The sequence below is a fragment of the Streptomyces hygroscopicus genome (assembly GCF_026168105.1).
Taxonomy (GTDB): domain Bacteria; phylum Actinomycetota; class Actinomycetes; order Streptomycetales; family Streptomycetaceae; genus Streptomyces; species Streptomyces hygroscopicus_D.
In genome coordinates, this window is the sequence record NZ_LBMW01000142.1 from 1 (window position 1) to 1,638 (window position 1,638).

Here is a 1,638-nt window from a genome sequence, read left to right on the forward strand (position 1 = left end):
TTACCTAACTTGATCTTTAACATCCGGTGTCGAATGGTGCGTCGAACTTGATCACTCGGTCTGGTATCCGCCGTACGTGAAGGCGGCCTTCGTCTGAACATGTGCTCCGACCAAGGAACACACATCTTCAGAACGAAGGCCGTGGGGATGAGTCTGCTGCATCGCGACACACGACGAGATGCTTTGGAGCAACTGTCATGCTTCCGGGGCGAGTTCTACTCCTGTCTCACCGCCCGTTCGGATGCGTTGTTCGAGCTGGCTGATGCCGTTCTGTGCAGTGACGGACCGGTGAGGTCGTTGCCCGAGCTGTCACTGGTTGGCGAACACCGCCGCGGTCACGGCGGACTCTACTCAGCCGTCGCCCGCGGCCGGATCGATGTCGGACGGCTGCGGCAGGCCCTGGCCGCGGTGCCACTGCCACGGGCCGTCGACGGCCGACTGGTCTTGGCCGTCGACATCACCTGCTGGCTGCGTCCCGATGCCCACACCTCACCGCAACGGATCCTGTGTCATACCTACGGTCGGGGCAAGGACCAGCACATCCCGGTTCCCGGCTGGCCGTACTCGGTCATCTGCGCACTTGAGCCGGGCCGCAGCTCTTGGACCGCTCCGCTGGACGCATTGCGCCTGGCGCCCGGGGACGACACCGCCACCGTCACCGCCCGGCAACTGCGCGAACTGGTCGAGACACTGATCAAGGCAGGTCAATGGCAGGAAGGGGAACCGAAGATTCTTATCATCGCGGACGCCGGCTACGACGCACCCCGTCTCGCCTTCCTGCTGAGGGACCTGCCGGTGCAGGTGCTGGCCCGGATGCGCTCGGACCGCGTCCTGCGGCGGGCCGTCCCACCCCGCCAGCCTCACACCCAGGGCCGACCGCCCCGGCACGGCAGCGAGTTCGTCTTCGGCCAGCCCGACACCTGGGGCACCCCGGACACCGAGACCGTCACCGACACACGTCTTTACGGCACCGCCAGAGCCCGCTCCTGGGACCGGCTGCACCCCAGGCTGACCCACCGCTCTTCCTGGGCAGTCGCCGACGGCACCCTCCCGGTCGTCGAGGGGACGGTGATCCGCCTGGACATCGACCACCTGCCCAGCGGAGCAACACCGAAGCCGGTCTGGCTGTGGTGGTCGGGCACCGACGCCACTGCGGCGGACGCCGACCGTCTCTGGCAGGCCTACCTGCGACGCTTCGACATCGAGCACACCTTCCGCCTGTTCAAGCAGACCTTTGGCTGGACCACCCCGAAGATCCGCACACCCGAGGCCGCCGACCGCTGGACCTGGCTGATCCTCGCCGCCTACACCCAACTGCGTCTGGCCCGCCCGTTGGCAGCCGACCGGCGCCGTCCCTGGGAGAGACCCAGCTCTCCGGACAGGCTCACCCCCGCCCGCGTCCGCCGCGACTTCCGGCACATCCGCCCACAAGCCGCCTGCCCGGCCAGAGCACCGAAACCCACCCGCCCCGGCCCCGGCCGGCCACCGGGCCGGAAAAACACCCACCCCGCACCCCGCCACGACGTGCACACACCCAAGAAAACCCAGCCAGCGAAACGACCAAAGAAGAAGACAACCACCCCGAAACCCCGCCGCACAGGTTAAAGATCAAGCTAAGGGCTGTCCCGTAATCCCCGG

The 1,638-nt window shown here is 67.3% G+C and carries 1 protein-coding gene; it reads left to right on the forward strand.

All coding sequences use genetic code 11. The features are described from left to right. Positions 1–147: 147 nt before the first annotated feature. Complete coding sequence (locus tag AAW14_RS39265) at positions 148–1,605, forward strand: NF041680 family putative transposase (protein WP_265569249.1); 1,458 nt, start codon at positions 148–150, stop codon at positions 1,603–1,605. Positions 1,606–1,638: the final 33 nt, after the last annotated feature.

Bases quoted from the DNA above. Each gene is read 5' to 3' on its own strand.
- AAW14_RS39265 (WP_265569249.1), top strand. From the start codon at position 148: ATGAGTCTGCTGCATCGCGACACACGACGAGATGCTTTGGAGCAACTG.